This window comes from Acidaminococcus sp. BV3L6 (genome assembly GCF_000468835.1).
In the GTDB taxonomy this organism is placed as follows: Bacteria; Bacillota; Negativicutes; order Acidaminococcales; family Acidaminococcaceae; genus Acidaminococcus; species Acidaminococcus intestini.
The window spans coordinates 29614-54884 of record NZ_AWUR01000042.1 but is presented as its reverse complement, the minus strand read 5'-3'; the positions used below and the strand labels follow the sequence as shown (position 1 = coordinate 54884).

Annotated in this window: 24 protein-coding genes and 1 tRNA gene; 18 read left to right on the top strand and 7 right to left on the bottom strand. The window is 50.8% G+C overall.

Annotation, left to right across the window (positions count from 1 at the left end; translation table 11 throughout):
* Positions 1-10 precede the first annotated feature (10 nt).
* Positions 11-1246 carry a [Fe-Fe] hydrogenase large subunit C-terminal domain-containing protein gene (locus HMPREF1246_RS07900; RefSeq protein WP_009015959.1) on the top strand — a complete coding sequence of 412 codons (1236 nt, stop codon included), beginning with the start codon at positions 11-13 and terminating at the stop codon, positions 1244-1246.
* Positions 1247-1333: 87 nt separating this feature from the next.
* On the opposite strand, the gene HMPREF1246_RS07895 is transcribed toward HMPREF1246_RS07900, so the two are convergent.
* The 5 genes from HMPREF1246_RS07895 to HMPREF1246_RS07875 form a co-directional block, all read right to left on the bottom strand.
* Positions 1334-1933, bottom strand: coding sequence for a TIGR04100 family radical SAM protein (locus tag HMPREF1246_RS07895; RefSeq protein ID WP_021737197.1), 600 nt, complete (start codon positions 1931-1933; stop codon positions 1334-1336).
* Positions 1908-2474, bottom strand: a complete 567-nt coding sequence (locus HMPREF1246_RS07890) for a TIGR04002 family protein (RefSeq protein ID WP_021737200.1) — start codon at positions 2472-2474, stop codon at positions 1908-1910. Before HMPREF1246_RS07890 ends, HMPREF1246_RS07895 begins: the two co-directional genes overlap by 26 nt.
* Positions 2455-3336: a bifunctional hydroxymethylpyrimidine kinase/phosphomethylpyrimidine kinase gene (locus HMPREF1246_RS07885; protein WP_009015962.1), complete on the bottom strand. Its 882-nt coding sequence runs from the start codon at positions 3334-3336 to the stop codon at positions 2455-2457. The genes HMPREF1246_RS07890 and HMPREF1246_RS07885 overlap by 20 nt, the downstream gene beginning before the upstream one ends.
* A 581-nt stretch (positions 3337-3917) precedes the next feature.
* A tRNA-Leu gene (locus HMPREF1246_RS07880) sits at positions 3918-4003 on the bottom strand.
* Positions 4004-4082: 79 nt separating this feature from the next.
* Positions 4083-4895 (bottom strand): hypothetical protein, encoded by an 813-nt coding sequence (locus HMPREF1246_RS07875; RefSeq protein WP_021737176.1) that lies wholly within the window; start codon positions 4893-4895, stop codon positions 4083-4085.
* 208 nt (positions 4896-5103) lie between these two features.
* Between HMPREF1246_RS07875 and HMPREF1246_RS07870 the strand changes: the two genes are divergently transcribed.
* From HMPREF1246_RS07870 to HMPREF1246_RS07860, 3 genes are all read left to right on the top strand, one after another.
* A complete protein-coding gene (locus HMPREF1246_RS07870; RefSeq protein ID WP_021737173.1) occupies positions 5104-6177 on the top strand; it encodes a hypothetical protein in 1074 nt (357 codons plus the stop codon).
* Positions 6178-6341: 164 nt separating this feature from the next.
* Positions 6342-6884, top strand: coding sequence for a rubrerythrin (gene rbr, locus HMPREF1246_RS07865; protein ID WP_009015965.1), 543 nt, complete (start codon positions 6342-6344; stop codon positions 6882-6884).
* Between the two features lie 381 nt (positions 6885-7265).
* On the top strand, positions 7266-8459 hold the full coding sequence (locus tag HMPREF1246_RS07860; RefSeq protein ID WP_009015966.1) for an anaerobic nitric oxide reductase flavorubredoxin: 1194 nt from the start codon (positions 7266-7268) through the stop codon (positions 8457-8459).
* A 77-nt stretch (positions 8460-8536) separates the two neighbouring features.
* Here HMPREF1246_RS07860 and HMPREF1246_RS07855 read toward each other — a convergent pair whose 3' ends face one another.
* Both HMPREF1246_RS07855 and nadE read right to left on the bottom strand, forming a co-directional pair.
* The gene (locus tag HMPREF1246_RS07855; RefSeq protein ID WP_021737180.1) at positions 8537-9040 is read right to left on the bottom strand and encodes a QueT transporter family protein; all 504 of its coding nucleotides are present in this window, start codon (positions 9038-9040) and stop codon (positions 8537-8539) included.
* Entirely contained in the window at positions 9037-10932 is a 1896-nt protein-coding gene (gene nadE / locus HMPREF1246_RS07850) for an NAD(+) synthase (RefSeq protein ID WP_021737177.1), read from the bottom strand. The genes HMPREF1246_RS07855 and nadE overlap by 4 nt, the downstream gene beginning before the upstream one ends.
* 281 nt (positions 10933-11213) lie before the next feature.
* On the opposite strand from nadE, the gene thrC reads away from it, so the two are divergent.
* The 14 genes from thrC to secF all read left to right on the top strand — a co-directional run bounded on the left by thrC (position 11214) and on the right by secF (position 25215).
* Positions 11214-12716 (top strand): threonine synthase, encoded by a 1503-nt coding sequence (gene thrC / locus HMPREF1246_RS07845; protein WP_035224612.1) that lies wholly within the window; start codon positions 11214-11216, stop codon positions 12714-12716.
* 567 nt (positions 12717-13283) lie between these two features.
* Positions 13284-14789 carry a 4Fe-4S dicluster domain-containing protein gene (locus HMPREF1246_RS07840; RefSeq protein ID WP_009016297.1) on the top strand — a complete coding sequence of 502 codons (1506 nt, stop codon included), beginning with the start codon at positions 13284-13286 and terminating at the stop codon, positions 14787-14789.
* 55 nt (positions 14790-14844) lie between these two features.
* On the top strand, positions 14845-15576 hold the full coding sequence (locus HMPREF1246_RS07835) for a YebC/PmpR family DNA-binding transcriptional regulator (RefSeq protein ID WP_009016298.1): 732 nt from the start codon (positions 14845-14847) through the stop codon (positions 15574-15576).
* 84 nt (positions 15577-15660) lie between these two features.
* On the top strand, positions 15661-16158 hold the full coding sequence (gene ruvC, locus HMPREF1246_RS07830) for a crossover junction endodeoxyribonuclease RuvC (RefSeq protein ID WP_009016299.1): 498 nt from the start codon (positions 15661-15663) through the stop codon (positions 16156-16158).
* Positions 16155-16760 (top strand): Holliday junction branch migration protein RuvA, encoded by a 606-nt coding sequence (ruvA, locus tag HMPREF1246_RS07825; protein ID WP_009016300.1) that lies wholly within the window; start codon positions 16155-16157, stop codon positions 16758-16760. Before ruvC ends, ruvA begins: the two co-directional genes overlap by 4 nt.
* A 3-nt stretch (positions 16761-16763) precedes the next feature.
* On the top strand, positions 16764-17771 hold the full coding sequence (ruvB, locus tag HMPREF1246_RS07820; protein WP_009016301.1) for a Holliday junction branch migration DNA helicase RuvB: 1008 nt from the start codon (positions 16764-16766) through the stop codon (positions 17769-17771).
* A 2-nt stretch (positions 17772-17773) separates the two neighbouring features.
* Complete coding sequence (locus HMPREF1246_RS07815; RefSeq protein ID WP_016459655.1) at positions 17774-18352, top strand: epoxyqueuosine reductase QueH; 579 nt, start codon at positions 17774-17776, stop codon at positions 18350-18352.
* Positions 18349-19671, top strand: coding sequence for a SpoIID/LytB domain-containing protein (locus tag HMPREF1246_RS07810; RefSeq protein ID WP_021737185.1), 1323 nt, complete (start codon positions 18349-18351; stop codon positions 19669-19671). Before HMPREF1246_RS07815 ends, HMPREF1246_RS07810 begins: the two co-directional genes overlap by 4 nt.
* Positions 19672-19840: 169 nt before the next feature.
* Positions 19841-20860 (top strand): tRNA preQ1(34) S-adenosylmethionine ribosyltransferase-isomerase QueA, encoded by a 1020-nt coding sequence (queA, locus tag HMPREF1246_RS07805; RefSeq protein WP_021737169.1) that lies wholly within the window; start codon positions 19841-19843, stop codon positions 20858-20860.
* Between the two features lie 13 nt (positions 20861-20873).
* Complete coding sequence (gene tgt / locus HMPREF1246_RS07800; protein ID WP_009016305.1) at positions 20874-21998, top strand: tRNA guanosine(34) transglycosylase Tgt; 1125 nt, start codon at positions 20874-20876, stop codon at positions 21996-21998.
* A gap of 7 nt (positions 21999-22005) precedes the next feature.
* Positions 22006-22389, top strand: coding sequence for a preprotein translocase subunit YajC (yajC, locus tag HMPREF1246_RS07795; protein ID WP_009016306.1), 384 nt, complete (start codon positions 22006-22008; stop codon positions 22387-22389).
* Between the two features lies 1 nt (position 22390).
* Positions 22391-22957: a 5-formyltetrahydrofolate cyclo-ligase gene (locus tag HMPREF1246_RS07790; protein WP_009016307.1), complete on the top strand. Its 567-nt coding sequence runs from the start codon at positions 22391-22393 to the stop codon at positions 22955-22957.
* A gap of 135 nt (positions 22958-23092) precedes the next feature.
* Positions 23093-24331 carry a protein translocase subunit SecD gene (secD, locus tag HMPREF1246_RS07785; RefSeq protein WP_021737192.1) on the top strand — a complete coding sequence of 413 codons (1239 nt, stop codon included), beginning with the start codon at positions 23093-23095 and terminating at the stop codon, positions 24329-24331.
* Positions 24328-25215 (top strand): protein translocase subunit SecF, encoded by an 888-nt coding sequence (gene secF / locus HMPREF1246_RS07780; protein ID WP_014128298.1) that lies wholly within the window; start codon positions 24328-24330, stop codon positions 25213-25215. Before secD ends, secF begins: the two co-directional genes overlap by 4 nt.
* Positions 25216-25271 lie beyond the last annotated feature (56 nt).

The window sequence follows — 25271 nt, the reverse complement described above, 5'->3', positions numbered from 1 at the left end:
GGGAGTCAATATGCTTACACTGGATGAACTGTATAAAAAAATGCTCGCTCGTGCTGTGGAAGGAAAGGACGTTACGGACATCAAGGACGCCGATCCCAAGATGATTGAATGCCTGGCCCATCCGGAAGAAACGAGTCTTGTTTGGCGCGCCAAGGACTGCACTTGCTCTGAAGAGGAACAAGGCAGCTGCGCCCAGGTCTGCCACTGGGATGCCCTGCATCCAGGCAAGGACGGGATTTCCATTGATAATGATAAATGCGTAGGCTGTCAGGCCTGCGTCGACGCATGCAAACTGGATGCCTTAAAGACCAAGAAAGATATCATTCCCGTTGTGGAAGAACTCAAGAAAGCGGAAACACCGATTTACGCTCTTGTAGCGCCGGCTTTTTCCGGTCAGTTTGGTTCCAAGGTCACGGCTGGCCGCCTGCGCACGGCCTTAAAGATGTTGGGCTTTTCGGGGATGCTCGAAGTGGCTGTCTTTGCCGATATCCTGACGCTCAAGGAAGCACTGGAATTTAACAAGAACGTCAATAAAGAGGGGGACTTCCAGCTGACGAGCTGCTGCTGCCCTATGTGGATTGCCATGATTCGCCGTCTTTATCATGAACTGATGCCCAATGTACCGGGCTCCGTTTCTCCTATGATTGCTGGCGGCCGTACAGTCAAAGTGCTGCACCCCAATGCCAAGACGGTCTTTATTGGGCCCTGCATGGCTAAAAAAGCCGAAATCAAGGAGCCGGACCTTAAGGGGGCCATCGACTATGTCCTCACTTACGAGGAATTGCGGGACCTATTTACGACGACTGATATTGACCTTGAGCACTTGGAAGAAGATAATGTACCACACGCGTCTAGAGCGGGCATTCGGTATGCCTATGCTGGCGGTGTGGCAGAGGCTGTTGCCGCAACGGTAAAACGCCTTGATCCAAACCGCAAGATTGAAGTCAAAGTGCGCCGCGCCGACAGTGTGCCTGACTGTAAGGCCATGATCGATTCAATCCTGAAAGGGAACCGAGAAGGCAACTTCTTTGAAGGTATGGGCTGCCGCGGCGGCTGCGTCGGCGGACCGAAGGCCCTTGTCCCTAAGGAACAGGGAAAACTGAATGTTATGGCCTACAGCGATGAATCAACGTACAAAACGCCGGCCGAAAACCCCTATGTGATTGAACTCTTAAAACAGCTCGGTTTTGAAACGGTTGAAGAATTCCTCACAAAGAGCGACCTTTACGACCGTAAATTTGACTGAAATAAAAAAAGTTCCCTTTGGGCTGATGAGGCTCAAAGGGAACTTTTTTGTTTTCGTCAGAAGAACGATCCAGTATGCCGGGGCCCGTCAGCCAAACTTGCGGACGCGGAGCTTGATGCCGCAGGAGGCCGCGACCTTGCGGCTTTTTTCAATATCCTCGGGCGAAAGGACATCAACAACGGTCATGCGCGTATCGGGAATGCTCTTTTTGCAGGCTTTGGCAAAGTCCAGCATGGCCTTATAAGCACCGGTGAGGGTGGGCTTTGTTACACGGTTATATTCCTTTTCATCCGGTGCGTTGAGGCTGATGGAAACGGAATCAAGCAGCCCTGCCAGTTCTGGTACGATGTCGCGGCCGTTTTCTAGGCTGCCAAGACCGTTCGTATTGAGACGAAGGTTGAGCCCTGGATGGAGGCGGCGTACATAACGAGCCGTTTGTTCCAATAGGGGAAGGGCACAGGTCGGCTCTCCGTAGCCGCAGAAAACAAGTTCCTGAAAACCGGTAAAATCAAAGGCGTCAATGGCTTTTTTGACCTGGTTCCAGGTAGGGTTTACTTTGTGCCACAAGGTGGGCGCATCACCAATGCCGTCATGCTGGAAGCGGATACAAAAGGTACAGCGGCAGTTGCACTTGTTTGTGAGGTTGGCGTAGACACCGTCCTTATACGTGTAGAGAATTTGAGCCATGATGGGTCGCACTCCTTTCCAAAGGAAGAAATAGGGCTGCCTTGACGCCGCTTTTATCAAGAAGGATGGCTATGAACCCATAAAATAGGAGGCTGCCGCCAGATTGAAGGGCGCTCCCTATGATGGAGGTCAAAAGTGCGGTTTTGCTGCCAAAAATGAGCCCTTCTGCCAGATAATAGCCCATGGTGGAAATGATCCAGGAAAGAAAAGGAGCAATCTTGTTGCGGCGGCAAAGAAGCGTTGGGGCCTTTGACGTAAAGGGCAGGGTAATGAGCATTTTGATGATGATCGTTGCCGGTGCCCACATGGGAGCCGTCAATAGGTCCGCCAGGCCGCCGCCAATGGCGCCGGCAAGAAGAGCATAGGGCTGAGGCAGGAGGGACGCGGCCACATAGATGAACGTATCGCCAAAATGGAGATAGCCGCCATTTGGACCAACAGGGATGTGGCAGATATAGGCCGTAAAAAGACAAATAAGGGCGGCAAAGATTCCAGTCAGGGTAAGGAGCCGGAGCCGCGTTTCACGCATGGGCTGAATCATGACCATCCTCCTTTGAGGAACGTAAGAGAGGGAGAAAAGGCTCGTAATCAATGCCGGCGTTACCGGGGGTATGCTCTTTTTGTGCAGCAGTAATGCCTTTTGCAATGAACTGGCCTGCTTTATTGACACTGGGGACGAGACCCTCTTTGTGCAGGCGTGCCGCAAGGAGTACGGCCGCAAAAAGATCGCCCGTTCCTGAATAGGAACCGCCTAGATGAGGGAATATCACGGGGTGGCTGCTGCCTTTGGAAATGATAAGGTTGCAGATTTCCTTTCCGCTTTTTTCACCCTTTAGGGGAATGCCTGTAATGACAAGATCTGTCTGGGAAAAGGCGGCAGCTTTTTGAGTAAGAATGGCAAAAAGGGCATCTTTATCTTCTTTTTCTCGGTTCATGATGGCATCCATTTCTGTACCTGTAAGAAGGCAGAACTCTGTAAGATTCGGCGTGAGGAAATCGGCCTTTTCCGCAAGGCTCCGCATGGCTTCGATGGAAGCGTCCGTAAAACCCTTATAGACGCGTCCCTGATCCCCTAGGACTGGGTCGCAGAGATAGGTCACGCCTGGATGGTGAAACGTGTCAACAAATTCAGCTGTCTGATAGGCTGCTTCAGGGGACGCAAGATAGCCTGAGAGAATCCCGGCAAAAGTGATCCCGAGCGCGTTCCAGTGGCGCCGATAGGCTTCCATGTGGGATGCCAAGGAAACCGAATGATATCCTTCATAGCCCGTTTGGGCTGTAAGTACGGCTGTGGGCAGGGGACAGGCTTCTATACCCATGGCGGCAAGAACGGCAATGTCCGCCGTAAGGGAGCAGCGACCCAGGCCGGAAAGATCGTTGATGACAGCTGCCCGCAGGTGCATGAAATCGTCTCCTTTTTGTTGTGTTTTGGGATGGCCCCGTAAGTCTGGGGTCTGTCATTGTTTTCTGTTATAACACAGGAAAAGAACCCTGAAAAGGAACGATTCGAAGAAAAATGAAGGCAAACCGTGAACCTATGGGCTAAGCGTAACATCTTTCTCGGTAGGGGATACATCATCCCGGCAAAATAACGGGAAACCCCTTATTGTTAAGATTATGTTGTCCAGACACTGCTTATCAAAATAAAGGAAGGTCTCCCATGGAATAGAGTGATCTGTCATCAAAATAACAAGGGAGCTAAGAGCGAAAGTGAGCTGAATAAGACCCTCTGGGCCGTCCTCCTCAAGGCAGCAGGACCTCTTGCAGAGAACAGGCGGCTCTGCCGCCTTCGCGGCGATTTAAATAGAAATGGGGTCCCTCGTTTTTGCAATACAACTTCTTCCCTTTTAGCACCGCTGATTCCCGTTTGCGGGTTGCTGTACTTGGCGGTAACTTCCTGTGGCAGGACGTTCACTTTATTGAATTGCGCCATGCCTGGACACAAAAAAAGACCATCGCGGCGCGATGGTCTTGCTTTTTCAATTGGTGCCGAAGGCCGGACTCGAACCGGCACGCTTTGAGGGCGCTTGATTTTGAGTCAAGTGCGTCTGCCAATTCCGCCACTTCGGCACGGGTTTGGTGCAACGAAGATATTCTAGCATTGAAGCATCATTTTGTCAACGGATTTCCCCGTTTTGGTGTGCTGCAGTCAGAACGTAAATTCATAGGACGCGTCAATACGGACTGGCCCGCCGATGGTGATGCCTGTCAGTTTTCCGTCTTTCATGGCTGCCTTGATGGAAATGGGGCCGCCCGGTTCCTTGAGGATGAGGGCAAGCGATTTTTGATGACGCAGGCCTAGCGCTGCCGCCGCTGCCGCACTGCCGCTGCCGCAGCTGCGCTCCCAATAGAGGGTCCCTGTTGCGGTCACAAACACAGCGGGAATCATGCGGGCCGACTTTTCTTCTACAAGGATGAGCCCATATGCATCGGGAAGCGGCCCAGTACTCACCTTGTTTTTAAGGGCAAGCCAGTAGTCCATAGGGGACAGGGCATCAAGTTCTTCCGTAAAATAGACATAGTGATCGATACCGGGAAGAACGACATGGATGAGGGAGACTTCTTTTTCGCCAACCCTCATTGCTTCTTCTGTTATGGATAGGGGCAGCGGCAGGTCAATTTCCGCGTCATAGGTGGGGGGAGTGCTGCCAAGCTTTTTGACGCGGGCTTCCATGGGGGCTTTTGCGCCGGAACAGGTTACTTCAAAGACCCCTTCTTCTCCATGGACGTGGGCCCAATAGGCGGCTGCGGAGCGGGAGGCATTGCCGCAGAATTCACCACCCATCATTTCAACGTGGACGGAGCGGCCGCTTCCTGAAAGGCAGCCTGCCTGTTCGGCGTCAGGATCTGCTGAAAGCAAAGCATCATTGAGTTCCCGCCGATCATCCACAGGAACAGGAGAGAGCACGAAAAGCGTGATGTTGCCGCTGGGATCAAGTTTTACCACATTGACGTTCATCATAAGCACTCCTTTATTGAAAAAAATCATAAGCTCCATGAATCATGATAAAACTATTATAACCTATTATTCTGATAATTTGGAAAAATTCTTTTACGATTTTAGAAAAAAGGAAATTTCATATAATGAACCGCAAAAATTTACAAGGACGGCACATTTATATGGTACAATGAAGATTACGACACAATAGAAAGGAAGAGAAAAGATTCGCATGAAAACAAAGAAATTCCTGGAAACCCTTCTTGCGGGCTTGACTTGTCTTTCATTCTGGTCCGGGACCGGAGAGGCGGCCGATGCACGCTGGGATGACGGGGTTCCCCGCTATACAGAGGCAAAGGTCATTATCCACGAGGATGGGCCTAACCTTCTTTTTTCGGATAGTCCGGAAATGGTTCAAAAATGCGGTGTCATGTACCGCGATACGGTCAAGGGCAAGTTCCGTCTTTTTTTCCACCATGTCAATGATACGGACAGCAGCAAGCGGCTTGCCATCGTCCTGCGCCGAACCGGGATTCGTCCGGCCCTCGTGCAGCTGGGAAGAAATGGCATTTCAGATCCTAACCGTGACTGGCTGGAAGCCGGAAAAGAGGCCCAGATCCGCTACTATGGCAAGCAAAAGGAAACAGATCCCTTGAGGATAAGCCGGATGACTGACTTGCTTGGGCTCCAAAAACCGACCATCATCCGTCCCCAGGAACTAGTGACGGGCATTGTCAACCTAGAGTCGGACCGGCCTGTAGAAGTTTCCGTCATGATGATTCCTGTAAAGACCGATCTGGGTCTTGCCCTTGACGCATATGGCATCCTGCCTCCTGATGAAGGGGATCATGTCCTGCGCGGGACCTTCCCTGCGTCCGATGTCCATGTTCGGCTTCAAGAGGCGTACCCATCGAATAAACTGGAAACCTGGGGCATCAAACTTGCTGACGACGTCCTCAATCCCTATGTGCGGGGAACAGACGCGACAACGGGTAAGAAGGTTGTCAATTATGGCAATTATGGGGTCATGTATGATGTCATCCTTCCGACCAAAGGAAAGCGGGACACGGTCCTGCGCTTTAATCCATATGGCGGACCTTATGCCGGCGCGGGCCTTCTTTCCATGAATGGCGAAGAGGCTAAGGAAATAAAGATTCCTGGACATGGACTGGCCTTTGGCTGGTCCCATGACGGTGAGACCATGGTTCTTGGAACCATTCCGGAAAACGGGGAGGCGACCTTGCATTTTTCACCGCCTGGATCTTCCAATCTGCCAATTCGCCTTTTTCTTTCTCCTAAATCCTAAGCCCTGATGAAAGTGCAAATGACGCTGAGATGGGCATTCATCATGATTATATTCCTTTTTAAAAATAATTCTTAAAAAGTTGTTGCTATTGTTTAGGATACGTGGTATACTCTAGTTGTTACCGAGAGAGGGTAATAAAAAATACGGTATAAGGAGAGATCATCATGAAAGAATTAAAAGGTACGCAAACGGAAAAAAATCTTCAGGCTGCTTTTGCTGGTGAATCCCAGGCTTACAATAAGTATGGATATTATGCAAGTGTGGCTAAGAAAGAAGGCTACGAAAAGGTCGCTGCAAACTTCCTGGAAACCTCCAAGAACGAAAAAGAACATGCAAAGATCTGGTTCAAGGCCCTTCATGGCGGTTCCATTCCTGATACGGTAACGAACCTCAAAGATGCTGCTGCTGGCGAAAACTATGAATGGACCGATATGTATAAGGAATTTGCTGAAACGGCAGATAAGGAAGGTTTCCCTGAACTGGCTTTCAAATTCCGCGCTGTCGGTGCCATTGAAAAGCATCATGAAGAACGCTATAAGGCCCTCCTCCAAAAGGTAGAAGACGGCACCATGTTCAAACGCAGCGAAAAGACCGTTTGGATCTGCTCCAACTGCGGTCATATCGTAGAAGCCGAAGAAGCGCCTCAGGTTTGCCCGGTCTGCGCTCATCCGAGATCCTTCTTCATGGTTAACTGCGACTGCTTCTGATTCATCGGACTGGATGCAGGTGCACTAACTGGCGGAAGATTCCCTGTTCTTTCCTTCAGGAGAGGGCAGGGAATCTTTTTTATCCTTATGTTAACTTAAAGACAAATTGGGTTGACAGTGGGTGGATAGGTCCCTATAATGAACCTATCCGATATAAGGTTCAAGCGGACGCCCCATAGGGCAAACCCTTCCTTTCCCTCTAAACCAGGAGTCTTGAAGATGCATCCTTCGAGGCTTCTGGTTTTTTATGCATTTGTTGTTTGGACAACGGTTCTTTTTGCATGCGGGACGTATACTGGATCCATCAAGCGGAGGTCCCTTCTTGTCACGATGATGAAGGCCGCAGGTGACAATTTGCAGCATGATAAAGGAGTGTGTCTTATGGCAAAGAAAATTACAGATACGGTGACTTGGGTTGGGAAGGTTGACTGGGAACTGAATGAATTCCATGGTCATGAGTATTCGACGGAAAAGGGGTCCAGTTATAATGCTTATCTCATTAGGGATAAAAAAACAGTGCTCATGGATACGGTTTGGAAACCTTATGACGATGAGTTTGTAGAAAACCTAAAAAAGGAAATTGATCTTCACCAGATTGACTATATCGTCATGAACCATAATGAGAACGATCACAGCGGTGCCCTGCCGGCCCTGATGGCAGAAATTCCGGATACGCCGATTTACTGCACGAAGAAGGGAGAAGCCATCCTGCGCGGTCTTTATCATAAGGACTGGAATTTTGTCAATGTAAAGACGGGGGATACCTTGGATCTTGGGACCCATCAGCTGATTTTCATTGAAGCTCCCATGCTGCATTGGCCTGATACGATGTTCACTTATATGACGGGTGAGAATATCCTCTTTTCCAATGATGGTTTTGGCCAGCATTTTGCAAGTGAAGATCTTTTTAATGATCAAGCCGATCAGGCTGCCCTTTATGGTGAGGCCATGAAGTATTATGCTAATATCCTCAACCTTTACAGTCCCATGGTGACAAGAAAGATTGACGAGATTCTTGCCATGAATGTTCCTGTTTCCATGATTTGCCCAAGTCACGGCGTGATTTGGCGGAAAGACCCGCTATCCATCGTAAAGGCGTATCAGAAATGGGCCCAGGCTTATCAGGAAAATCAGGTGACCATCCTTTACGATACCATGTGGAACGCGACGCGGCGCATGGCAGAAAAGATTGCGGAAGGCATCAAAAAGGCTGATCCGACGATTGTAGTCAAACTCTTCAATACAGCCGTTGACGATAAGAATGATATGATAACGGAAGTCTTTAAATCAAAGGCCATCCTTGTTGGTTCACCAACAATCAATTATGGCTTCCTTTCTTCTATTGGAAGCATGATGGAAATGATCCGGGGCCTGAAGTTCAAAAATAAGAAAGCAGCTGCCTTCGGCAGTTACGGCTGGAGCGGCGATTCAGTGAAACAGATTTCGGAGCTTCTTGATTTAGCCGGGTTCACGGTTGTGAATGAAGGACTTAAGATGCTGTGGATGCCTGATGAAAAAGGCCTTGAAACCTGTGAACAATTTGGTGAGGATTTTGTAAAGAGCTTGAACGCATAAATCATCTATAGGCATTGATAAAAGGAAATCATGTCTGCCGCGTTAAAAAATAAGAAGCCTTGAAGCAGCGATAACCTTCAAGGCTTCTTGTTTTTTAGATCAAGGATGTTTCGAACGGTCTCATTTTTTAAGAACAAAGGAAGCAGCAGATTTCCTAAAATCGTGACGCTGATGATTTCTCCGAGGGCCACGTACCCCATGGTAGGAAGAAGGGGCAGGTCCGCCATGTAGTTGAGCTCAAACCCGATGAGAAGGCCGTTGGAAAAAACGGGCATCAAACTTGCCAGGAAGGCGGATCTGCAAAAGCGCATGAAATAAAGTCCCAGGAAGGTGGCCGAGGTGCCAATCAGCATATCCGTAATGCCGAAAGGACTTCCTACATTGGAAATAAGGCAGCCCAAAGTCAGGCCCGGAATAAGGCCCGGAATAAGGCCTTTATCATAAAAGGCAAGGAGTGTCATGAATTCTGAGACCCGCACCTGGACCGCACCGTAGCTTACAGGTGCCAATCCCAAGGTCAGGGCTGCGTAGAGGGCTGCCACCATGGCTCCGCGATAGGCTTTCAAGCGGGTTTCCATCATGATAGGGCCTTTGCTTTCATTTCCAGGTAGTGGCGGGAATAATAGGGCCCGAGCTGGGACTCCCTATGATCATAGCCATAGGCCCGCTTTGAAATGGAAAGGATGGGCGGAGCCTGGATCCTTTTGGCAACGGAGAGGCCGCAAAAAAGGTTCCACCACCGTTCGAGATCGCTGATAAAGGAGGCCGCATCGGGAAAGAGCTTATGGGATAGGCCTTCTTCACAGCCGATGCGAGCATCCAGGGTGCTATCCAGATACCAAGCAAGGAACTCTTCCGGTGCCTGCTTTCCCCAGCTTTCGACGAAGGCGCGGAAAAGATAATCGTGGTAGGGATAGTGAAGGGGATCGCCGCCCGTACCGACGGTCTGTTTCTGAGAAAGTTCAGCACTCGGTTTGATCGTAAAGACTTCATCAGGAATAACATCCTTGTGGTAGACCTGTTCATTGAGATAGCGCCCCAGGGCATAGACTTGGTGCTTCCATAGGTCGCCAATGAGAGCCATGACACCGGCAATGTCTCCATAAAAGGTGGCATAGCCAACGGTCATTTCCGACTTATTGGAGTTGCAGGAAAAGCCGCCGCCCCAAAGGGAAGCCATGCCGGCAATAACGCGGGCTCCACGGTCACGGGCTTGGATATTTTCAAGGGCAAAGGACGATACGGAAAGGGTTTCGTCTTTTCCCGTGCCATAATCATGGATGGTTGCGGATTGCAACTGCTTTTCCGTGAGGGATACGGATTCTTCAATGGGAATCACGGCATAGTGGGTACCCAGGGCTTCTGCCATCTTTTGGGCAAGGCCCTTGGTGAGGCTCGAATTAAAGCGTGATGGCAGGTTGAGGAGAAGCACATTTTCCGGGCCCAGGATGTGCACATAAAAAGCAGCCGTTACCGCTGAATCAATCCCGCCTGAAAGACCGATGGTCATCTTACGGATGCCTAGCTGGTCCAGGAACTTTGAAGCTCCATAATAGAGGGAATGGTAGATTTCCTCGATTTCCGTCATCTTTGGATGGACCGTTCCGGTTGAGGAAAGGGCTCCTGTTTCGGTATCAAAACTGCCGGTAAGGAAGGCCTCCTCAAAGGAAGGCGCATCGCAGAGCACATTTCCTTCCTTTGTATAAAAGGTGCTGCAGCCGTCAAAGGTGAAGATGTTCTTCCCGTTATTCTGGATGCCTACGCTGTTGCAGTAAAGAAGCGGCAGACCGCAGTCCCTTGCTTGTTTTTTAAAGAGCTCCCCGCGTTTGCGGTTTTTCTGTAGGGTAAAGGGCGAACAGGAAATATTGATAAGAAGCTGTGCCCCGTTTTTAGTCAGGATCTGTGGAACATTGAAATCATAGTTTTCGGTCCAGCCGTCCTCGCAAATAAAGACACCGAGCTTCACTTCTTTCCCCCTGATGGTCACAGATACAGGCTGGATGAGGTCTTCCAGGGTTTTCCCCGGAAGATGGGGCAGGAGTTTTGCCAAGCTGTGGAAATACCGGCTGTCATCAAATTCCCGGTAGTCAGGCAGGGCCGTTTTGCTGATAAAAGCCTGAGACAGGCCACCCTTTTTGAGTTTTCCATCTTGGGCAATGAAGGCGGCATTATATTTGCGGGGCCGGCCATCTTCATTCACAGCCCTTTCATCAAGGGCAATATTGCCGAAAATGACGCAGATATCCTGCGTGGCTGCAATGAGATCCTTCCCGTAATCGCGGCAGTCACGCAAAAAAGCGCGCTGCTCCCAAAGGTCACCTAAGAGGTAGCCTGGAATCAGCTGTTCAGGAAAGATGAGAATATCGATGCTGGCACGCTTTGCTTCTTCAATGGTTTCGAGGGCCCGGCGCAGATTGATCTCGGGACGTCCGGGGCGCACTTCCACCTGTGCGCATGCAATCTTGATTTCCATAATGCGTCAACTCCTATCGGGGGACAGCCGCAACAGGTCGGCTGGGCTTTTTTCGTCCACTGTCTCCCTTCATGTTCCTTCCCATTATAGCAAAGGAAGGTCCCTGTTAAAAGCAAAAAAGCGGGGACGATGCCATCCTTTATGAATGAGGCCCTCAGATGGCCCTGGGCGTTCTTTGGAGCAGGAGCGGAAAAAATGACTGTTACTCATCAGACACGATGCTTGCGCATCGAATTTGACTATGCTATGATACGAATACGAAAGCAGAAGTGGAGGGGACTATGTTATACGTAAGTACAAGAGGTAAAACAGATATGGTGAGCTCTGCCCACGCTATTTCCAGTGGGCTGGCCAAAGACGGCGGTCTTTTTGTGCCCCGGGATTTTCCTCCTGTGGCCCTTGCTGAGATCGATGCCATGAAGGGTAAGCCTTATGGCGACCGTGCCGTACAGATCCTTTCCCGGTACCTGACGGATTTTTCGGAGGAGGAACTTCGGGAATGTGTTTCAGCTGCTTACAGCAAAGAAAAGTTTGGCGGTTTTGCAGCGCCGCTTCATCTTCTCAAAAAGGATACTGATATTCTGGAACTATGGCATGGTCCAACGAGTGCCTTTAAGGATATGGCACTCCAGATCCTGCCTCATTTCCTTACGAGAGCCGTCCGCAAGACGGGCGAACAAAAAAAGAGCGTGATTCTCGTTGCGACAAGCGGCGATACGGGAAAAGCGGCTATGGCCGGATTCAGTGATGTGCCGGATACAGAAGTCATCGTCTTTTATCCCCATGGCGGGGTCAGCGATGCCCAGCGCCTGCAGATGACGACGCAACGGGGGAATAATGTCCATGCTGTTGCGGTTGAAGGCAATTTTGATGATGCCCAGACTGGGGTCAAATTGCTTTTTGGCAAAGCGGAGCTTGCAGCTGAGCTGAAGGAGCAAGGCTGCGCTTTTTCTTCTGCAAATTCCATCAACTGGGGCCGCTTGGTGCCGCAGATCGTCTATTATTTCAGCGCCTATGCCGATGCTGTGGAAAAGGGACGTATCCAAAATGGTACGGAAATCGTCTTTTCTGTTCCCACGGGCAACTTCGGTGATATTCTTGCCGGCTACTATGCCAAGCTCATGGGCCTGCCAGTGAAGAAGTTCATCTGCGCGTCAAACAGCAACAATGTCCTGACCGATTTCATCAACACGGGGACCTATGATCGGAACCGCGAGTTTCATCGAACCATTTCCCCGTCCATGGACATCCTTGTTTCAAGTAACTTGGAACGGCTCCTTTATGAAAAGACCGAGCATAACTCTGAGAAAATCAACGAGTGGATGGATGCCCTCCAGGAAAAAGGCACCTATTCCATTGGACGTGATATCCAGGATGCCGTTGTCAGTGACTTCTTTGGGGCTTGGATCGATGAAATCGAAACCCAGGAAACAATTAGTGATGTCTTCAATAACTATGGCTATGTCCTTGATCCCCATTCAGCTGTTGCCTATAAGGCCCTACAGAAGTATCGCCTCATGACCAGCGACGAGACGTACGGCATTGTCCTTTCAACGGCCAGCCCGTTCAAGTTCAGCGATGTGGTCCTGCGGGCCCTTTATCCTGATGACTATGAAGGCAAGGTCCTGACGGCTTTTGAGGCCATGGATGAGCTGAGCCAAAAGGCTCGAATCGACATTCCGCAGGGCCTCAAGGAACTGCGCGGCCTGCCGGAACGGGAAAGCGATATCGTGGCCCCGGGCGAAATGGAAAAGGAAGTCAAGAAGATTCTTGCCATTGACTAAGATAAGAACGATAAGAGACTGTGAAAAATGAACCATCATTTTTCGCAGTCTTTTTTGCCTGTTACAAAGTGCAGCTAAGTAGGGTGGGGCCGCCTCTTATTTTTTACTCGGAAGCACAAATCATCCCAATTCGATAGAGTTAGGGACCTTCTTTGCTTGGAAAAAGAGTCTTTTGAGAGCCAGGAAGGCATGGCGATTCGTAAGAAGTCCCGTACCACAATCCAAATTGTGAAGACGCCTGAAACAATCCCGCTGTCGGTCGGGCCGCTCCTAGGACTTTACGGATTGCAGAAGCCCCTGTTTCGCCTACGTCCATAAAGGAATTAAATAGTGGAGGCAAGAATTTGTGGGAAATTGGTATGTATTTTGCGCCGAGCCTGATACTGCCCCTATCTGTCCACACTGAATAGACAAATAATTCTAACAATGGATAGGCAATAATGACTATTAATTTGTAAATTTTGTAGCATTTTTACGAGGATTTTATGGTTTTGAGGCTTATTTTTTTAGCTGAAGTATGATATCATAGTGTCCATAGATTTTAAACATATGATGAAGGGGTATCAAATGGAAGTCACTCAAATTACGCAAATCAGACGGAAAGTCCTGACCATGCTCTCGAAGATGGCCTATGATGGGAATCTGCCAGACCATGTCTACGACATCCTCCAGATCGTCCAAGAGGATTCGCCGCGTCTGCGCTGCTGCGTTCACAAGGAACGGGCCGTTTTGAAGGAACGCATCAACGTAGCCTTAGGTCTTGATACGGACCTGAATATCATTGAAGCTGCCAAAAAGGCCGTTTCGGAACCGGTTGACCGCACGCAGCATGTCATTGCCGTCCTGCCGGAAGGCTGCTCGGCCTGCCCGGTGAATAAGTACATGATTACGGATGTCTGCCGCCGGTGTCTGACCCATCGCTGCATGAATGGCTGCCCGAAAAAGGCCATTTCCGTATATCAGGGCCGTGCCCATATTGATTATGATGTATGTGTTGAATGCGGCAACTGCAAACGGGCCTGCCCTTATGGCGCTGTCGTTGAAATCTCCCGTCCCTGTGAAAATGCCTGCAAGGTCCACGCCCTTCATATGGGGGCTGACAAAAAGGCGGAAATCGATAAAAATGTCTGTGTGGAATGCGGTGCCTGCCGTGGGGCTTGCCCCTTCGGCGCCATCGAGGAACGGAGCCACATTGTACAGCTTATCCAGGACCTCAAGGCTGAAAATCGCAGCGTCTATGCGCTTTTGGCGCCCTCTTTTGTCGGTCAGTTCGGGCTCAAGGTCTCTCCCGGTCAGATCAAAAAAGCCTGCCGCATGCTGGGCTTTACGCAAGTCAAGGAAGTTGCCGTTGGGGCAGATATGACGGTCATTTCAGAAGCTGAGGAATACGTGGAAAAGGTGGAGCACGGCGACCAGAAACTCTTGACAAGTTCCTGCTGCCCTGCTTTTGTGGCAACGGTCAAGCGTCATGCTCCGGCCCTTGCTGACTGCATCTCCGATACGGTTTCCCCGATGGTGGCCCGCAGCAAGGCTGTAAAACACAATGATCCTGGTGCCATCACGGTCTTTGTCGGTCCCTGCATTGCAAAGAAAGTCGAAGCCCGCGAGCATCCGGATGAAATCGATTATTCCCTGACTTTTGAGGAATTAAAGTGCATGATGGACAGCCAAGGAATCAACCCGGCTGAACTGGAAGCCGAGGACTTCCAGCCTGATTCTTCCGCTGATGGATGCAGCTTCCCTCAGGAAGCCGGCGTCAGTAAGGCCGTGAACGACTATACGGAAAAATTCCATGACATCACGGTAAACAGCCACTATTGCAATGGTCTGGAAGAATGTCTCAAAGCACTCAAGGATTACCAGGATGGCAAGCTTGACATCAAATATCTAGAAGGTATGGCCTGTGTCAAGGGCTGTCTCAATGGTCCGGGATCACTCACGGAACCGGGGCTTACGCGTGTTCTTCTCAAACGCTTTGCTGACACAACGAAGGTCAAATGTGCCGGCGACAACGATTTTGCCCAGAACGAAGTCAAGCATGTTGACATGGAACGCGTCTATTTGCGCAAATAAGCGCTTTGTGATAGAATAGGCGGGTAGTACACAGTTTTGTTGGGAGGAATTCAGTATGTCCGGACACTCCAAGTGGGCCAATATAAAGTTCAAAAAAGGAAAGGCCGACGCCTTGCGCGGCAAGATCAACACGAAAATCGGCCGTGAAATCACCATTGCTGTCAAGATGGGCGGCTCCGATCCAACGGGCAATATGCGCTTGAAGCTGGCCCTTTCCAAGGCCAAAGCCAATAACATCCCGAAAGAAAACATCAAGCGCGCCATCGCCAAAGGCGAAGGGACGACAGAAGGATCGAACTACGAAGAGATTACCTATGAAGGATACGGTCCTGCCGGCGTTGCCATTATGATCAGCGCTCTGACGGATAACCGCAATCGTACAGCTGCCGATGTGCGTCATGTCTTTTCCAAGGGCGGCAATATGGGTGAATCTGGTTGTGTAAGCTGGATGTTCAAGAACAAAGGCCTTTTCACCATCGAAAAGGAAGGCGCTCCGGCTGAGGACGAAGTGATGGAAATTGCGCTCGAAGCGGGTGCCGAGGACATGGAAACCAACGATGATACCTATGTCATTACGACCGCTCCGGAAGATTATGATGCTGTGGAACAGGCCCTTGCTGACCACAATATCAACGTTGCCATGAGCGAACTGTCCTTGATTCCTGACAATACCATTGCCGTTACCGGTGAGGATGCAGAAAAAGTACAGAAAATGATCGACAGCTTTGATGAACTCGACGATGTGCAGGATGTGTACACCAACGCAGATCTGCCTGACGAGGAATAAGCTTGGATTTGGGCCGGCCGTCTGGGACTACCAGGGCCGGCTTGTTTGTTATATAAGGAAATGGATTGTGATCAAGGAGGCCCCATGTTAGCACTCGGAATCGATCCGGGGACCGCGATCTGCGGTTACGGTCTGGTGAAATTGGAACGAAGCCGGCTCATTCCCATCCATTACGGATCCATCCTGACCGATAAGGATATGCTGCCGGAAAAACGGCTCCAGATCATCTATGAAGCCTTGACCGGCCTCATCAAGGAGTATAAGCCGGATTTCATGAGCGTAGAAAAGCTCTTTTTTAACCGCAATGTCACAACGGCCATTGCAGTTGGACAGGCCCGCGGCGTCATCGTCCTGTCAGCGGCCATGGCCGATCTGCCGGTTTATGAATATACACCGATCCAGATCAAACAGGCCATTACGGGCACGGGCCGGGCCGATAAGAAACAGGTGACCTATATGGTCATGAAGCTGCTCCACTTAACGGAAGAACCGAAACCGGATGATACAGCAGATGCCCTTGCGATTGCCATTACAGGCCTTAATTTTGTCCGCGAAAAAGATCTTATGGAGAAACTCAAATGATTGGATTTATCAAAGGACGCGTCGATACGATTGGAAGCAATTATGCATTCGTTGAAACCCAAGGTGTCGGCTACCGCATCTACATGAACACATCGGATTTGGGACGCATGGTCCTTGATGATAAGGTCAAGGTCTATACGTACCTTGCCGTCCGGGAAGATGCCCTGACCCTTTACGGCTTTCTTTCCCAGGAGGCCTATGGTCTTTTTACAAAGCTCATTACGGTAAGCGGCATTGGCCCGAAGGTGGCACAAGGAATCCTTTCCGCGTCAAAGGTGGACGATTTCCTGCTTGCCATCAAGAATCGGGATGTGAAATTCCTGACCAAGCTTCCAGGCATTGGAAAAAAGACGGCAGAACGCATGCTCTTGGAGCTAAAGGACCTGACGGGACCAGAAGGCCCGCTGCCCGAATCAAATGGAGGCTTCCTCGCTCCAGAAGGCCCAGCTTCTGCCCTGACGGAAACCATGGAGGCGCTTGCTTCCTTAGGGTACACCCAAAATGAAATCTCAGGCGTCATGAACCGCATCAAGGTGACGGCGGACATGTCAGCGGAGGACCTGCTCAAAAAGGCCCTCCAGGTCATGGCAAGGAGGGGATAAGCTGTGGAAGAAGATCAGCGCATCATTGCCGGCGGTGAGCAGGTTCAGGATGGCTGGCAGTACAGTCTCCGGCCGCGCAGGCTCCAGGAATATATTGGTCAGGAAAAGGTCAAAGAGAATATGACCGTCTTCATTCAGGCTGCCCTCAAACGCCGGGAAGCCTTGGATCATGTCCTGCTTTATGGACCGCCTGGCCTTGGCAAGACGACCCTTGCCAACATCATCGCAAACGAATTGGGCGTCAATATCCGGATTACCAGCGGACCTGCCTTGGAACGGCAGGGGGACCTAGCCGCTATTTTGACCAATCTGGACGAAAGCGAAGTGCTTTTTATCGATGAAATCCACCGCCTGCCCAAGACCGTGGAAGAAATTCTTTATTCGGCTATGGAAGACTACGCCCTTGATATCATCATCGGCAAGGGCCCTGCTGCCCGCAGTGTGCGCCTTGACCTGCCGCGCTTTACTCTCATTGGGGCGACAACGCGTATGGGAAGCGTGGCAGCTCCGCTGCGGGACCGCTTTGGTGTCATCTGCCATCTGGAATTTTACACGGCCGAGGAACTCCAGATCATTGTGGAACGGGCAGCGGAAATCCTGAACGTCAAGATTGACCATGAAGGAGCTTATGAAATCGGACGGCGCAGCAGGGGTACGCCCCGTGTAGCCAATCGCCTCCTGAAACGGGTCCGGGATTTTGCCGAAGTGGCCGGGGCGGACACGATTACCAAGGAAATCTGCAGGAAGACCATGGAGCGACTTGAAATCGACGACTTGGGCCTTGACCGCAGTGACCGGCGCCTGCTTACGAAGCTTGTCAAGGATTTTGGCGGCCGTCCTGTCGGTGTCGATACCCTGGCTGCTTCGTTAAATGAGGAATCAGAGACGTTAGAAGATGTCTACGAGCCTTACCTCATGCAGCTGGGCATGCTCCAGCGGACCCCTAAAGGCCGTCAGGCAACAGCGGCGGCATATCGTTATCTTGGAATTGCCTATCCGGAAGGAAGATGACCATGAATATCCTGCTTCATGCCTGCTGCGGTCCCTGTTCCTGCTATCCAACAAAGGAACTGACGGCTGAAGGGCATACCTTTACGATGTATTACTTCAATCCCAATATACACCCTTACAAAGAATTCAAGCGGCGCCTCAATACGCTTCGTGAATTTTGTGAGGCCCGTCATTATCCCCTCGTAGCGGATAAGAGCTATCCTCTGGAAGATACGCTTCGGGGCATGCTCAGTGAACCGACTGTGCGCTGTGCTTACTGCTATCGCGTGCGTCTTGAAATGGCCGCCCGCTACGCCAAGGAACATGGCTTCGATGCGTTTTCCACGACTCTTCTCGTAAGCCCTTACCAAAAGCATGACCTCATCCGCAGAACCGCCGAAGAAGCGGCTGCGCGGTTTGAGATTCCCTTCTATTATGAAGATTTTCGTACGGGGTATGAAGAAGGCGTTGAAATCAGTCTCGACCTTGATCTTTACCGTCAGCCGTATTGTGGCTGCATCTTTAGCGAACGGGATCGCTATGAGATTCGCAAGCGGAAGAAAAACATTCCCGAAATCATGGCAAAGGACGCGGGGCGATGAAGATGAAAAAGATCCTGATAGCTTTTTTCCTTGCCGTTATGCTGCTTTTTTCCCTAAGTGCCTCGGCCGCTTCCCTAGGTCCTAAGATCCGGGTTGGCCTGGTCGTGGACCAGTATTCGGCAGAACTGAGTTCTGCTGGAAAAATAACGGTCATTGATGGACGGGGAAAGAAGGTAACCCTGTCACCAGGGCGGCATTTCATCTCCGTCAAGGGCGGACGTTTTTATGCCGATAAGAAAAAGCTTTCTGGCGGCAATCTTTCTTTTGTGGCCCAAAATGCCAGTCAGCCCGTCCTTGTGAACCGGAAGAAATACCGCGGGGCCTTGACGGCGGTCATGACCCGTGAAAAAAAGCGCCTTACCATTGTCAACACGCTTCCCGTGGAGGAATATCTTTATGGGGTGGTGGCTAAGGAAGTCATTCCTTTGTGGCCTGATGAAGCCATCAAGGCCCAGGCCGTTGCTGCCCGCAGCTTTGCTCTCTACCATTTGGATCATCCCCAGTATGAAGGGTTTGATATCAAGGCGACGGACCAAGGACAGGTCTATGGCGGTATCGAAGCTGAGCATCCCAATACGACAAAACTCGTCAAGGCAACGCGCGGCGTGACGGCTGTTTATGACGGGGAGCCCATCCAAGCCTTTTTCCACAGTACGAGTGGCGGTTATACAGAAGCGGCCGTAAATGTCTGGGGAAAGGATATCCCTTATCTTCAGGCCGTCAAGGATGATGACAAGGATTCTCCCAACTACAGCTGGACCAAGAGCTTTACGGAGGCTCAGCTCGAACGGACGCTGAAACAGGGCGGCTATGACATTGGCAAGCTGCAGGGCATCCGTCTCCTGCCACTGGGAAAAGCGCCCATGAAGTGGTCCAGTGATCGCGGTACCAGCGGCCGGGTCAAACGGATGACCTTCAAGGGCAGCCGCCGTGACGTAACCCTCACGGGCAGCCAGGTGAGATCTTTATTGGGCCTTAACAGCACTCTTTTTGAGGTAACCATCGGAACGGATGAACCTGACTCCATCGATGTGTCCATCAAGAATGCCTATGGTTATGAAGTGGGCCGCAAGAAGATCCCCATCGACAAGAAGACTCGCCAAGGCATGGGAACGAAGGTTGGGGACCTGCGCTTATTTGCCGGGGTCAAGGACGAAAAGGTCTTTTTTGTCGGCGGCGGTTGGGGACACGGTGTGGGACTCAGCCAGTGGGGCGCCCGCGGTATGGCCCTTGAAAAGAGTGCCCGTCGGAAAAAGGATTATTATAAGACCATTCTCCGGCACTATTATCGGGGCATTTCCCTTGAAGAACGTTACTGAGCCTTACGGCCATGGATGAACCAACGCAAAAAAGCGTCTTCTTTTTGCCTATCATTTTTGACCGTCCAGCCCATTCCTGATACAATGGAGGCTGGACGGAACTATTTTCTGCCTGATTGATGAATCAAACAAACGGGGAGGCCCAGGGCCGAGCCATGAAGGAGTTAATATGGAAGTTACTGATTTTGATTATGATCTGCCCAAGGAGCTCATTGCGCAAACACCGATTGAACCAAGGGATGCTTCACGTCTGCTTGTCATGGATAAAAAGACAGGTGCATTGGAACACCGTCATTTTTATAACCTTCCTGAATACCTAAGACCGGGTGATGTCCTTGTCTTCAATGATACCCGCGTTATGCCGGCGCGTCTGCACGGGACAAAGACGACAGGCGCCCATGTTGAAGTCTTTTTGCTTACGCGAAAAAACAATACGGATTGGGAAGTCCTTGTGAAACCAGGGAAAAAACTCCAGGAAGGGGCGGAAATCATCTTCAGTGATGAACTTTCCTGCACCATCCTTGAAAAAACGGATTTTGGGGGCCGTGTTGCCCGTTTTCGCTTTGACGGTGTTTTTGAGGAAATCCTGGACCGCTTGGGAGAAACACCGCTGCCGCCATATATCCATGAAAAACTCAAGGATAAGGAACGCTACCAGACCGTGTATAACCGGGAGCTTGGAAGCGCCGCGGCGCCGACGGCGGGCCTTCACTTTACTAAGGAATTGATGCAAAAAATCAAGGAGATGGGCGTTGAAGAAGTTTTTGTGACCTTGAATGTTGGCCTTGGAACATTCCGCCCTGTCAGTGAGGAACGCATTGAGGACCATGAAATGCATAGTGAGTTCTATACGGTTTCCCCTGAAGCAGCCGCTGCCTTGAACCGGGCCAAGAAAGAGGGCCGGCGCATCATTGCCGTCGGCACGACGAGTGTCCGCACCTTGGAATCGGCGGGAGCAAGCGGCACCATGGTGCCCGGCGGCAACTGGACCAAGATTTTTATCTATCCGGGCTTTAAGTTCCATTTCGTCGATGCCCTTGTCACCAATTTCCACCTTCCCCAGAGTACGCTCATCATGCTGGTTTCGGCTCTTTCGAGTCGGGAGAACATCCTTCATGCCTATGGGGAAGCGGTGAAGGAAAAATATCGTTTCTTCAGTTTTGGCGACGCCATGTTCATCAAAGATTGATAAAGGAGTCTTTATGCACGCTGTTTACTTCGAACTCATCAAGGAAGATCCCCGGAGCGGTGCCCGCTTGGGCAAGCTTCATACGCCTCACGGTACCTTTGATACCCCGATGTTCATGCCCGTTGGGACCCAGGCAACAGTCAAGACGCTTACGCCGGAAGAACTTTACGACATGAAAAGCCAAGTCATCCTGTCCAATACCTACCACCTGTTCCTGCGGCCTGGGACGGAGCTTATCCGTAAGGCCGGCGGCATCCACCGCTTCATGAACTATGAACGAGGCATGCTGACGGACAGCGGCGGCTTCCAGGTCTTTAGCCTTGGTGCCATCCGTAAGATTACGGAAGACGGGGTGACCTTCCGTTCCCATATTGATGGATCCAAGCAGTTCCTGAGTCCGGAAGTGGCCATGAAGGCCCAGGAAGACATCGGGGCCGACATCATCATGGCCTTTGATGAATGTATTCCTTATCCGGCTGATTTTGACTATGCCAAAAAGTCGACGGAGCGAACGACACGCTGGGCAAAGCGCTGTCTTGCCGCAAAGACGCGGGATGACCAAGGCCTGTTTGGCATCGTTCAAGGCGGTATGTACCCAGAACTGCGCAAGTACAGTGCCGAAGCCTTGTCAGAACTTGACTTTGCCGGCATGGCTATTGGCGGTCTCAGTGTCGGCGAGCCCCACGAGCTGATGTATGACATCTTGGGCAAGACGACACAGTACCTGCCGAAAAACAAGGCCCGTTATTTGATGGGCGTTGGCACGCCGGACTGCCTCGTGGAAGGGGTGAACCTAGGCGTCGATATGTTTGACTGTGTCTATCCGACGCGGGTCGCGCGCAATGGAACGGCTATGGTCCGGTCGGGGCGGCTCGTCCTCAAAAATCTTGAATTCAGGGAGGACTTCCGACCTATTGAAGAAGGCTGTGACTGCTATACCTGCCGTCACTTCTCAAGAGCCTACATCCGGCACCTTTTTAAATCGGAAGAACTTCTTGCCATGCGCCTTTTATCTATACATAATCTGCGTTTTCTGTTAAAATTTGCAGAGGACATGCGCAGTGCCATTGCTAATGATACGTTCCCTGAATTTAGGGCGGCGTTCTTAGACCAATACCAAAGAACCAGTAGGAGGTAAGTAAAAGATGGAAAACGTTGTACAAATGGCTTGGCCTTTTATCCTTATGGGTGTGATTTTCTATTTCATGATCTACCGCCCGCAGAAGCGTGATCAGAAAAAGCGCGCCAATATGCTCGATTCCCTGAAAGTGGGCACGCGGATTGTCACCATTGGCGGCATCTTTGGCGAAATTGCCAAAATCAAGGATGACCGCATCCGCATCAAGGTCGCGGAAGACGTTGAAATCTGGATTCGCCGCGCTGCTGTCGGGACCGTTATCACTACGGAACTGCAGAAGGCTGCAAAAGAAGAAAAATCAGAAGCAAAAGCAGAAGAAAAAGTAGAAGAAACCAAAGCAGACGCTGCTGAAGAGGCGAAGGAAACGGCTGCTTCCGAGGCTTCCAAATAAGATGGATAAGCGCACAGTCCGTAAGGAAGTCGAAGAAAGACGCGCCAGGCTCAATCAGCGCGAACTGAATAAGTTCAATAAAGAAATCAACAGCCACATTTCTGTGAGCCGCTTATTTCTAGAAGGAAAGGTCATTATGGGGTATCTTGCCATGGCAGGAAAGGAAGTTTCCGTCGACCAGGCGATGCAGACAGCCCTTAATATGGGAAAGACAGTCTGTGTCCCCCAGATCTTGGACCTTGATGGCCATATGCAGGCTGTTCGCCTTGTAACCTTAAAGAAACTGGCAAAGGATATGTATGGCATCCGTACTCCGCAGGAGCCGGTCGAGGTCATCAGCCCTGAGGATATTGACCTTATCCTTGTTCCTGGTGCGGCCTTTACGGAACACGGCGACCGCTTGGGAAAGGGCAAAGGATTCTATGATCGTTTCCTGCCCCGCTGCACGAAAGGGGTTGCCATGGGTGTTGCCAATGAGGTCCAGGTCCTTCCAGAACTGCCGACTCAGGCCCATGACTTCAAAATCCGCTATCTTGTGACGGAAAAAGCACTTAGGGTGTGTAAATAAGCCTCATAACAGGGGAGGGACCGCGCTCAACCGGAGCCATGAAAGGGCCTTGTGCCTTTTTGTGGGTCCCTTGTCTTTTTTCTTGGATGCCAGGCATCCGCAAAAATTTGCAATCCATCAAGGAGGAACTTTATCTTGCAGCAGAAAAATCGGATCAAGCTGATTGTGTCAGTGTTGGCCATTATCATCTGCTTTGCGCTCCTAGTCAAGCCTTTGGCGCTTTCTGTCAAACAGGGCCTTGACCTTCAGGGAGGGACCCATGTTGTCCTTCAAGCCGAAGATACACCGGAAGCCAAAGTTGATGATGATGCCATGAACCGTTCCATCAGCATCATTGAGCGCCGTGTCAACGAACTCGGCCTCACGGAACCGGTCATCCAGCGTCAGGGCCGGGACCGGATCATTGTTGAGCTCCCGGGCGTCAAGGACCCGGAACAGGCCATTGCCATGCTTGGCAAAACGGCTATGCTTGAATTCAAGGACATGGAAGGCAATACGGTCCTGACTGGTAAGGACCTGAAAGATTCCAAGGCAAGTGCCGATCAGTCGGGCCGTCCTGTCGTTACCCTTCAGTTCAATGAGGAAGGAGCCAAGAAGTTTGCCGAACTGACCGCAAAGAATGTAGGCAACCAGATTGCCATCCTGCTGGATGGCAAGGTCCTGACAGCGCCTCGTGTCAGTGAACCGATTACGGGCGGAAATGCCCAGATTACGGGTTCCCAAAATGCCCAGGAAGCTGAACATCTGGCTATCTTGCTCCGCAGTGGATCCCTTCCCATCAAGCTCGAAGTGGTGGAAAACCGCACCGTCGGTCCGACCTTGGGCCAGGATTCCAAGGATAAGAGCGTCAAGGCATTTGCCATTGGGGTTGCTGGCGTCTTTATCTTCATGCTGCTCTTTTACCGCCTGTCTGGGTTCATTGCTGACGTTGTGCTGCTTCTTTATACGCTCCTCGTCCTTGCCGTCATGAAAGGCCTCAATGCCACCCTGACCCTTCCGGGAATCGCGGGGATCATTCTTTCCATTGGGATGGCGGTCGATGCCAACGTCCTTATCTTTGAACGCTTCAAGGAAGAACTGAAAGCGGGCAAGACCTTGCGCGCAGCCGTAAATGCCGGTTTTTCCCGTGCCTTTGTAACCATTATGGACTCCAATGTGACGACCATCATGGCCGCTGCCGTGCTGTTCTATCTTGGCACAGGCCCCATCCGTGGATTTGCCGTGACGTTGGCCTTAGGTGTCCTCATCAGTATGTTTACGGCCATTACGGTTACGAAGTTCATCTTGAACGCCTTGGTTGGCAGCCAATTTACGAAGAATCCTTTCTTCTATGGAGCCAGCCTTCCGAAAAAAGATAAGGAGGTGGAAAAATGAAGCACTTTTCCATTGTGAAAAAAGCGAAGGTCTTCTTTTCCATTTCCCTGATCTTCCTTTTGGTGGGCGTTGTGTCCATGCTCACAAGGGGCTTCAATCTCGGTATTGATTTCACGGGCGGCAGCATCATTGATGTGAAGTTCGAGAACCCTGTAACCGTAAGTGAGGTCCGTGATGTCCTTTCAGACCATAAGCTGGGCAGCAGTATCATCCAGTTGGGCAGTATGGATGGACAGCAAACCGAAGAAAGCCAGTCCGTCCTCATCCGTACGGGCATCATCAGTGATGACCAGCGCGTTGAGACCATGACGGACATGACTAATCGGCTGGGACCCAATGAGGTCCTGCGTGTGGAAAACGTCGGGGCCACGGTAGGCCGCGACCTTGTAAAATCGGCTATGGGCGCCGTTGCTCTCAGCTGGGTGCTCATGATCATCTACATCACGATCCGCTTTGAGCATAACTTTGCCTTTGCCGCCATTATCGCCCTTATCATCGACGTCATGGTCACGCTCAGTTGGTTCTCCCTTCTGCAGCTTGAAATGGATTCGTCCTTTGTGGCGGCGCTCCTTACGGTGGTTGGCTACTCCATTAACGGAACGATTGTTATTTTTGACCGGATCCGGGAAAACCTCCATACTCACCGCCGCAGCGAAAGCTTGGGGGATATGGTGGATAATTCAATCTGGCAGACGATGAACCGTTCCATCTATACGTCGGCGACGACCCTTTTTGCCGTCATTGCCATCTTCCTGTTTGGTGGGGAGACGATTCGGAACTTTTCTTTTGCTATGCTTGTTGGCTTTAGTAGTGGGTTCTATACGTCGACCTTCCTGGCTGGTCCCTTGTGGATCAAGCTGCGCAGCCGCGGCACTCACAAATAAATGAATCATAAAGCAGGGTATCGTTTCGTTTTTGGGGACGGTATCCTGTTTTCTTT

What these genes read in the sequence shown, in the direction of transcription:
- HMPREF1246_RS07810 (WP_021737185.1), top strand. Translation starts at nt 18,349, where the DNA reads ATGAAGATGAAAAAGATCCTGATAGCTTTTTTCCTTGCCGTTATGCTG.
- rbr (WP_009015965.1), top strand. Translation starts at nt 6,342, where the DNA reads ATGAAAGAATTAAAAGGTACGCAAACGGAAAAAAATCTTCAGGCTGCT.
- ruvA (WP_009016300.1), top strand. Translation starts at nt 16,155, where the DNA reads ATGATTGGATTTATCAAAGGACGCGTCGATACGATTGGAAGCAATTAT.
- secF (WP_014128298.1), top strand. Translation starts at nt 24,328, where the DNA reads ATGAAGCACTTTTCCATTGTGAAAAAAGCGAAGGTCTTCTTTTCCATT.
- HMPREF1246_RS07815 (WP_016459655.1), top strand. Translation starts at nt 17,774, where the DNA reads ATGAATATCCTGCTTCATGCCTGCTGCGGTCCCTGTTCCTGCTATCCA.
- HMPREF1246_RS07790 (WP_009016307.1), top strand. Translation starts at nt 22,391, where the DNA reads ATGGATAAGCGCACAGTCCGTAAGGAAGTCGAAGAAAGACGCGCCAGG.
- thrC (WP_035224612.1), top strand. Translation starts at nt 11,214, where the DNA reads ATGTTATACGTAAGTACAAGAGGTAAAACAGATATGGTGAGCTCTGCC.
- HMPREF1246_RS07870 (WP_021737173.1), top strand. Translation starts at nt 5,104, where the DNA reads ATGAAAACAAAGAAATTCCTGGAAACCCTTCTTGCGGGCTTGACTTGT.
- HMPREF1246_RS07885 (WP_009015962.1), bottom strand. Translation starts at nt 3,336, where the DNA reads ATGCACCTGCGGGCAGCTGTCATCAACGATCTTTCCGGCCTGGGTCGC.
- queA (WP_021737169.1), top strand. Translation starts at nt 19,841, where the DNA reads ATGGAAGTTACTGATTTTGATTATGATCTGCCCAAGGAGCTCATTGCG.
- HMPREF1246_RS07890 (WP_021737200.1), bottom strand. Translation starts at nt 2,474, where the DNA reads ATGATTCAGCCCATGCGTGAAACGCGGCTCCGGCTCCTTACCCTGACT.
- tgt (WP_009016305.1), top strand. Translation starts at nt 20,874, where the DNA reads ATGCACGCTGTTTACTTCGAACTCATCAAGGAAGATCCCCGGAGCGGT.
- HMPREF1246_RS07855 (WP_021737180.1), bottom strand. Translation starts at nt 9,040, where the DNA reads ATGATGGAAACCCGCTTGAAAGCCTATCGCGGAGCCATGGTGGCAGCC.
- HMPREF1246_RS07835 (WP_009016298.1), top strand. Translation starts at nt 14,845, where the DNA reads ATGTCCGGACACTCCAAGTGGGCCAATATAAAGTTCAAAAAAGGAAAG.
- yajC (WP_009016306.1), top strand. Translation starts at nt 22,006, where the DNA reads ATGGAAAACGTTGTACAAATGGCTTGGCCTTTTATCCTTATGGGTGTG.
- HMPREF1246_RS07875 (WP_021737176.1), bottom strand. Translation starts at nt 4,895, where the DNA reads ATGATGAACGTCAATGTGGTAAAACTTGATCCCAGCGGCAACATCACG.
- ruvC (WP_009016299.1), top strand. Translation starts at nt 15,661, where the DNA reads ATGTTAGCACTCGGAATCGATCCGGGGACCGCGATCTGCGGTTACGGT.
- nadE (WP_021737177.1), bottom strand. Translation starts at nt 10,932, where the DNA reads ATGGAAATCAAGATTGCATGCGCACAGGTGGAAGTGCGCCCCGGACGT.
- HMPREF1246_RS07895 (WP_021737197.1), bottom strand. Translation starts at nt 1,933, where the DNA reads ATGGCTCAAATTCTCTACACGTATAAGGACGGTGTCTACGCCAACCTC.
- HMPREF1246_RS07840 (WP_009016297.1), top strand. Translation starts at nt 13,284, where the DNA reads ATGGAAGTCACTCAAATTACGCAAATCAGACGGAAAGTCCTGACCATG.
- HMPREF1246_RS07900 (WP_009015959.1), top strand. Translation starts at nt 11, where the DNA reads ATGCTTACACTGGATGAACTGTATAAAAAAATGCTCGCTCGTGCTGTG.
- HMPREF1246_RS07860 (WP_009015966.1), top strand. Translation starts at nt 7,266, where the DNA reads ATGGCAAAGAAAATTACAGATACGGTGACTTGGGTTGGGAAGGTTGAC.